This is a genomic window from Streptomyces hirsutus, from assembly GCF_001418415.1.
Taxonomy (GTDB): Bacteria; Actinomycetota; Actinomycetes; order Streptomycetales; family Streptomycetaceae; genus Streptomyces; species Streptomyces hirsutus.
Genome location: NZ_LIQT01000669.1, coordinates 1 through 3585, shown reverse-complemented (window position 1 = coordinate 3585; position 3585 = coordinate 1). Strand labels below are relative to the sequence as shown.

Below are 3585 nucleotides of genomic sequence, written 5' to 3'. Positions count from 1 at the left end.
CCGTCCGGTGGGCGTGGTGGTAGGCGACTCGGGCAGCGCTGATCCTGGCTGTGTAGGCGTCGAGGGCGCCTGGGGCACCCCACAGACGGGCGTCGATCGCCTGGCCCGCGCAGAGTCCGGTATAGAGGGCGGTGAGGACGCCCTGGGAGGACAGGGGGTCGAAGGCGACGGCGGCGTCCCCCGCCGCGATCCAGCCGTCGCCGTGGAGGTGGTCCAGGTGGGCGCTGTGGGCGGGGGCGCGATGGGGAGGGCTCAGCGTGTCGAGCCCGTGAGGGTGGGCGGCGGGCGCCACGTACCGGGTGGTGAGGAGGCTGCGGCGGAAGTCCGTGGGGGTGAACAGGTCGGGGTCGGTGAAGTAGGAGACGAGGCGGCGGCGGGAGGGCAGCAGGGCGGTGTACCACCAGCCGTCGGGGGCGGATTCGACCAGGGAGTGGCCGTCGGTGGCACCGGGCAGGGCGTCGAGGGTGAGGTGATAGGCGGTCAGGCGGTCCTCGACGTGTCTGCGGGCACCGGCTGTGACGGCGATCGCGGCGCGTCGGCCGGTTGCGTCGACGATCCAGCGGCAGGTCACGGCACGCGGTCTGGCGTGGGCGACGCGCAGGATGAGCCGCCAGGTGCCGTCGCGAAGACGCACGGGACGGCGTACGGCGGTGTGTTCGGCCAGGTCCGCTCCCGCCGCGCGGACTGCGGCGCGCAGGGTGCGGTCGAACAGCGGGCGGTCCAGGTGCCAGCCGTGGCCGTAGGGATCGCGAATGAAGTCGACGGTATGCAGGGCGGTGGATCCCCAGGCGGAGTGGTTACCGTGGCACGGTAGATGTCCCGAGGCCAGGACGCTGTCGGCGACCTGCAGGTCGTGCAGGAGCAGGCGCGCCGCCGGCACAAGGGTCTCACCGGTCTTGGGCGGACCGGTCGCGGAGTCGGCGAGGAGCACCGTACGGCCCGCCCTGGACAGGGTGAGAGCGGCGGCACAGCCGGCGGGGCCGCCGCCCGCGACCATGACGTCGTAGTGGTCGCGTCGCGGGCCGTACGGCACCGTCGTGCGGGTCACCGGGAGGCGTGGAGCGGGTCGAGCTTCTCCAGGTAGCCGGCGGCGATGGCCGCCTCGTCGTGGCCGGTGGCGTGCATGGCCTCGGCGATGGCCTGGGCCACCAGGGCGGCCTCGACCTGTTCGGCCGGCAGGTCTCCGCTCCAGGTGCCGGCTTCCGCGGCGAGCTGGGGGCCGGCCGCCTGGGGGACCTGGACGTTGACGAGATTGGCGTGGTCGGGCGCCTCTCGCAGTCGCTCGCCGGGGACGGACTCGACCTGGATGAACTCCGGGAACCGGCCGTCCCCGACCTCGTACCGGTGGGTCTCCACGATGCCGAAGTCCGGCCAGTCGTCGATCATCTGACGGCGCTGTTCGATGGCGTCGGAGCCGGTCAGACCGCGCAGCCACACGGCACGTCGTTCGAACGCGCGCTCTCTGGTCTTCAGATCGGCGGCGGGGTCGTTGACGATGTCGAAGTCGGAGTGCTTCAGCACGTGGTTGGGGACCTGGGCAGGCCAGAAGGTGGGCAGGTAGGGGCTGTAGCGCGGGCCCAGGCCGCTGAGCAGCTGGTAGCCGGAGCGGCAGCTGGCGGCGTCGCACTGCCAGGGGGCGGCCATCCAGCGGGTGAGGTCTCCCGGGCCCTGTGCGTGCAGCGGGCCGTCCTCGGACTTGACCTCCTGGTCGCTGAGGACGTCGCCGTAGTCGCGTTCGGGGTTGTCCGGTGCCCGGTGCAGGATGCGGAAGGGCTCGGCGTACATGGTCTTGTTCCGTACGGTCCAGGTGACCTCGCAGCCGGGGTGGAAGGCGTCCCCGGCGCAGTTCTCCAGTGAGGCCCGGTCGAGCAGGGCCGGTTGCTCGCCGACGGGTGCCTTGTCGACGTCCTCGTGGTGCTCGTGGAGCGGGCCGGGCTGGAAGCGTCCCTCGGCCCACCGGGCGAGCAGTCGGTCCTGGGTCGGGGAGAGCATGATGTGCTGCCGTACCGACGTGCCCCTGCCGCTGGACATCGCGTCGCCGTACAGCCAGGGCCACGGCAGCGGTGACGTTCCGTCCCGTTCCCAGTCGCGCATCTGGACGTAGATCTGGCGGCGCAGTTCCTGGCTGCCGGTACCCGGGTCGGCGAAGCGTGCGCGCAGCGCGGGGTCGAGGAAGTCGTACGGGCCCTTCCAGCCGAACTGGGTGGCGAAGCCGTGGTTGGTCCACTGGAGCCCGCAGAATCTGCTGAGGATGGGCTCGATGTGGTCGGCGTAGGAGACGACGTCGTCGCCCGGCGGTGTTCCCTCCGTGATGAACACGTCCTGGACTACGTCGTAGAGGGTGCGGACGGTCTTCACGCCGGGTGCGTAGTGCGGTGGGGCCACCACGACCCAGGCCGGTGTCGCCGTCCTGCTCTGACCGCCGATGGTGACCTGTGCGGTGACGGGGCCGTCGGAGACGTCGTCGTACCAGGTGTCGTTGTTGGCGACGCCGGTGATCGGCTTCTCGGGGGTGGCGTAGGAGGCCGACTTCCCGTTGCCGCCGACGACGAGCAGGCGGCCGGTGGACTCGGTGGAGATCCTGCCGAGCGGGACCTTGCGGCCCATGATCGTGCCGGTGTCGAAGGTGCCCACGTCGTGCAGGGAGGCGCGGATCGTGCGGATGCCGGGGTCGATGACGAGTTTCCGGCGCTCGGCGCCGATCACGTCGGCGTTGCGCCTTCCCCTCTGTTCCGGCGTGAGCGAAGCCGCCTCGGGGATGTCGAGCGGGACGTGGAAGCGGTACCAGGAGGCCTTCTTGTTGGCCAGGTGCACCGACCAGCGGATCTCGCTCACGCCGTCCTGGCCGAGCTTTAGCTCCCGTACGACCTCGCCGGCCTGGTTGTAGCCGTAGACCCGGAAGCGGGCCGCCTGCTTGGTGATCGCCCCGCAGGCGTCCTTGCGGGAACCGGGGGGAAGCGGCTTCTGGTGCGGTGATTCAGGGCCGATGAACGGCGCTGCGGAGCTGTTGCCGACCCGGGCGACGCCGATCGCCGGATGGATCTTCACCTGCACGATCTGCTGGTCCATGGGGAGCCTTTCGGTCGGACGTGCCGAGCCGAACATAGGCATGGGTGCGGGTGTCTCCGCAGGTCGCGTGAGGCCGTTGGAGGGGCGGCTTCACGCCGTCGGGCCAGGCGGTTCGCTTTGCCTTCGCCTGCCCCCGCGGCGCCGCCTTCTTCGCGTTGCAGATCTCCGTCAAACGCGCGATGGCCTTGTCCCGGCCGCGCCCCCGGACTTCTTCACCTGCTTCCCGGCCGCGGACCGCTACCGGATCCTGTACGCGTGCGGGCACTTCGACCACCGCGACCGCGGATGCTCACACTCCTTGAAGAACGACCCCGTCCCACGAACCAGGGCCGTGGCACTCACGGTTGCCGACTCCTCCGGGACCGATGCTGACAGTCTGCTGACCGTCGGCGTTCCGGAACACCGCCGACCTGCACGGATGTGCGCACGGTTCGTTGTGTTCCGGAACTGGATCGGCCGCACCCAGGAGGAGATCGAGCAGGCCCGCCGGGACTGGAGGGAAGGCACGCGGTTCGG

At 70.9% G+C, this 3585-nt stretch carries 2 protein-coding genes and 1 pseudogene; 1 reads left to right on the top strand and 2 read right to left on the bottom strand.

Going from position 1 to position 3585, the window contains the following annotated elements; translation table 11 throughout:
• A partial coding sequence (locus tag AOK11_RS37055; protein WP_338058969.1) for an NAD(P)/FAD-dependent oxidoreductase occupies nt 1-1048 on the bottom strand: 1048 nt, incomplete at its 3' end.
• Nucleotides 1045-3069 carry a LodA/GoxA family CTQ-dependent oxidase gene (locus AOK11_RS37050; protein ID WP_055598014.1) on the bottom strand — a complete coding sequence of 675 codons (2025 nt, stop codon included), beginning with the start codon at nt 3067-3069 and terminating at the stop codon, nt 1045-1047. The genes AOK11_RS37055 and AOK11_RS37050, both read right to left, overlap by 4 nt.
• Nucleotides 3070-3508: 439 nt before the next feature.
• Here AOK11_RS37050 and AOK11_RS43690 point away from each other — a divergent pair.
• A pseudogene (locus AOK11_RS43690) lies at nt 3509-3585 on the top strand (pirin); the annotation flags it as partial.

Bases quoted from the DNA above. Each gene is read 5' to 3' on its own strand.
- AOK11_RS37050 (WP_055598014.1), bottom strand. From the start codon at position 3,069: ATGGACCAGCAGATCGTGCAGGTGAAGATCCATCCGGCGATCGGCGTC.